The 3,800-nt window shown below is 75.5% G+C and carries 1 protein-coding gene; it reads right to left on the bottom strand.

The features are described 5' to 3' along the window. A partial coding sequence (locus ACFWW9_RS45930; protein WP_390389947.1) for a type I polyketide synthase occupies positions 1–3,800 on the bottom strand: 3,800 nt, incomplete at both ends.

Here is a 3,800-nt window from a genome sequence, read left to right as displayed (position 1 = left end):
GTGCCGGGTGACCTGGTGCCGGGCCAGCAGCGCGCGCAACTCCCCCGTCGCGCCGGTGATCAGCACCGTGCCCTCGGAGTGCCACGGCGTCGGGGGCTCCGGGTCTTCGAGCCGGACGAGTCGCGGTGCGCTGATCACCCCACCGCGGATGCGCAGCTGTGGTTCCCCGGCGGCCAACGCGGCGGGCAGCGCGGCCGTGGACGCGGGGTCGTCGTCCAGGTCGACCAGCACGAACCGGTCGGGGTGCTCCGACTGCGCCGACCGCACGAGTCCCCACGCGGCGGCCTGTGCGGGATCGGTCCGCGCCGCCCGCGTGACGACGGCGAGCCGCCCGTCGGACTCGTCGGCGAGCCACCGCTGGACCCGGTCCAGCACCTCGGCGAGGTCGGCGGGCGCGGTCCACGCCTCGGCGGCGGGTCCCGCGGCGGGTGAGACGGGCGTCCACTCCACGCGCAGCAGGTCGCCGTGGGGAACGGCGGCGACGGAAGCCCGCAGTGCCAAGGACTCGACCGACGCCACCAGCGCGCCATCGGTGTCCCGCAGCTCGACCGCCACGGCGTCCGGACCGGTCCTGCGGGTCCGCACCCGCAGCCGGGTGGCTCCGGTGGCGTGCAGGGAGACGCCGGTCCAGGAGAACGGCAGCCGGGCGGCCCCGTCGACGAGGCTCGTGTGCAGCGCGGCGTCCAGCAGGGCCGGGTGCAGGCCGTAGCCCGCCGCGTCCACGCCGTCCGGCAGGTCGACGGTCGCGATCACCTCGTCGCCCAGCCGCCACGCCGAGGCGAGCCCCTGGAACGCGGGCCCGTAGGCGAACCCCTCCTCGGCCAGGCGGTCGTAGAACCCCGCCAGGTCGACGGCGTGAGCGCCCGGCGGCGGCCACGGCCCGGTGTCGACGTCGGCCGCGAGCCCGGCGGCGGACAGGGAGCCGACCGCGTGGCGGGTCCAGTCGCCGTCCTGGCCCGCGTGCAGGCTGACGGGGTGCCCGCCTTCCGCGTCGGGCCCGTCGACGACCACCCGCACGGACACGGAGCCGTCGGCGGGGAGCACGAGCGGGGTTTCCAGGGTCAGCTCGTCGATCCGGTCGCACCCGAGCAGGCCACCGGCCTCGAGGACGAGTTCCACCACCGCCGCGCCGGGCAGCACGACGGCCCCCTCGACGACGTGGTCGGCCAGCCACGGATGGGTGCGCGCGGAGAGGGTGGCCGTGACCAGGACCCCGCCCGATCCCGGCAGGTCCAGCGCCACGTCCAGCAGCGGGTGGTCGGCGCTCCGCAGCCCCGGTGCTCCCCGGCCCCGTGCGGGGGCCTGCCAGAACCTCTCGCGCTGGAAGGCGTAGGTCGGCAGGGCGATCCGGCGACCGCCCGCGACGGTCGGACTCCAGTCGACGGGGACGCCGCGCACGAACAAGTCGGCGGCCGAGCGGTAGAACCGGTCGAGCCCGCCCTCGCCCCGGCGGAGCGATCCCACCACCACGGCGTCGTCACCGAGGGTCTCGGCGAGCGCGACCGTGAGCACGGGGTGCGCGCTCACCTCCACGAACACGTCGAAGCCCGCCGCGCCAAGGGATTCCGCCGTCTCCTGGAAGCGCACGGTCTCCCGCAGGTTGCGGTACCAGTACTCGGCGTCCGCGGTGTCGACGACGTCGCCGGTCACCGTGGAGTGCCATGGGATCGTCGGGGTCAGGGGTGCGAGCGGGGCGAGGTCGCGGAGGATCTCGTCGCGGATCGACTCGACGTGCGCGGAGTGCGAGGCGTAGTCGACCGGGATCCGGCGCACCCGCACGCCGTCGGCCGTGAGGTCGTCGAACAGCCGGTCCAGGTCCTCGACCGCGCCGGAGACGACCACCGAGGACGGCCCGTTGACCGCCGCGACGGACACGCCGCGCCCGGTGACCAGCTCGGCGGGCAACGGCACCGACAGCATCCCGCCGCGGCCGCTGAGCGCCACGATCGCCTTGCTGCGCAACGAGACCACCCGTGCGGCGTCGCGCAGCGTCAGCGCTCCGGCCACGTGGGCGGCGGCGATCTCGCCCTGCGAGTGGCCGATGACCGCGTCGGGCACGACGCCCAGCGACCGCCACAGCGCGGCCAGCGACACCATCACCGCCCACAGCGCGGGCTGCACCACGTCCACCCGCGCCAACGCGACCTCGTCGTCCAGCACTTCGAGCAACGACCAGTCCACGAACTCCGCCAAGGCGTCCGCGCACTCGGCCATCGACGCCGCGAACACCGGCGACGACTCCAGCAGTTCCCGCGCCATCCCCGTCCACTGCGACCCCTGGCCGGGGAACACGAACGCCGTGCGCCCGCGCGGACCCGCCGAGCCCATTACCGGGTCGTGGTCGCCCACCAGCACCGCGCGGTGCGCGAAGAGCGTGCGGGTCGTGAGCAGTGAGTGGCCCACGTCGACCGGCCGCGCGTCGGCCGTGGCCGCCCGCAGGCGGTCCACCTGGTCCGCGACCGCGTTCGGCGTGGCGCCGGACACCACGAGCGGCACGACCGCCGGTCCCTCGGTGTCGACCGGGGGCTCCACGGGTGGCGCGGCCTCCAGGATCGCGTGCGCGTTGGTGCCGCTGACACCGAACCCCGACACGCCCGCGCGCCGCGGCCGTCCCGTCTCCGGCCACGGCCGGTCCTCGGTGACGAGTTCCACCGCGCCCGCCGTCCAGTCCACGTGCGGGGACGGGGCCGAGACGTGCAGCGTGCGGGGCAGCACCCCGTGCCGCATCGCCTCGACCATCTTGATCACCCCCGCCACGCCCGCGGCGGCCTGGGAGTGCCCGATGTTCGACTTGATCGACCCCAGCAGCAACGGCCGTTCGCGGTCCTGGCCGTAGGTCGCCAACAACGCCTGCGCCTCGATCGGGTCACCGAGCCTCGTCCCGGTCCCGTGCGCCTCCACCGCGTCCACGTCCGCAGTGGACAGTCCGGCAACGGCCAGCGCCTCGCGGATCACCCGCTGCTGGGACGGACCGTTCGGCGCGGTCAGGCCGTTGGACGCCCCGTCCTGGTTCACCGCGGTCCCGCGCACCACGGCCAGCACCTCGTGCCCGTCCCGGCGGGCGGTGGACAGCCGGGTCAGCAGCAGCATGCCCACGCCCTCGCCCCACCCGGTGCCGTCGGCGTCGGCGGAGAACGACCGGCAGCGGCCGTCCGGGGAGAGCCCGCGCTTGCGGCTGAACTCGACGAACACGCCGGGGCCCGACATCACCGTCGCGCCGCCCGCCAACGCCAGGTCGCACTCCCCCTCGCGCAGCGACCGGACCGCCAGGTGCAGGGCGACCAGCGCGGACGAGCACGCGGTGTCCAGCGTGATCGCGGGCCCCTCCAGGCCGAGGGTGTAGGCGACGCGACCGGACGCCACGCTGCTCAGCGCCCCGGTCAGCGCGTACCCCTCGACCTCGGCGGGCGCGTGGTGCCAGTGCTGCTGGTAGTCCTGGTAGGCGATCCCGGTGAACACGCCGGTCCGGGTGCCGCGCAGGGCGAGCGGGTCGACGCGCGCCCGTTCCACGGCCTCCCAGGCGGTTTCCAGCAGCAGCCGCTGCTGCGGGTCCATCGCGAGCGCCTCGCGCGGTGACACGCCGAAGAAGTCGGCGTCGAACTCGGCCGCGCCGTACAGGAACCCGCCGCGCGCGGCCGTGGACTTGCCCGAGGCGGCCGGGTCGGGGTCGTGCAGGTCGGGGTCCCAGCCCCGGTCGGTCGGGAAGTCGCCGATGGCGTCCACGCCGTCGGCGACCAGCCGCCACAGGTCCTCCGGGGAGTGCTCCCCGGCGGGGAACCGGGACGCGATGCCGATGTTCA

The organism is Umezawaea sp. NPDC059074 (assembly GCF_042738955.1).
In the GTDB taxonomy this organism is placed as follows: Bacteria; Actinomycetota; Actinomycetes; order Mycobacteriales; family Pseudonocardiaceae; genus Umezawaea.
Note: the sequence above shows the minus strand (reverse complement) of the source record. Positions and strands in the feature narration are given on the sequence as shown.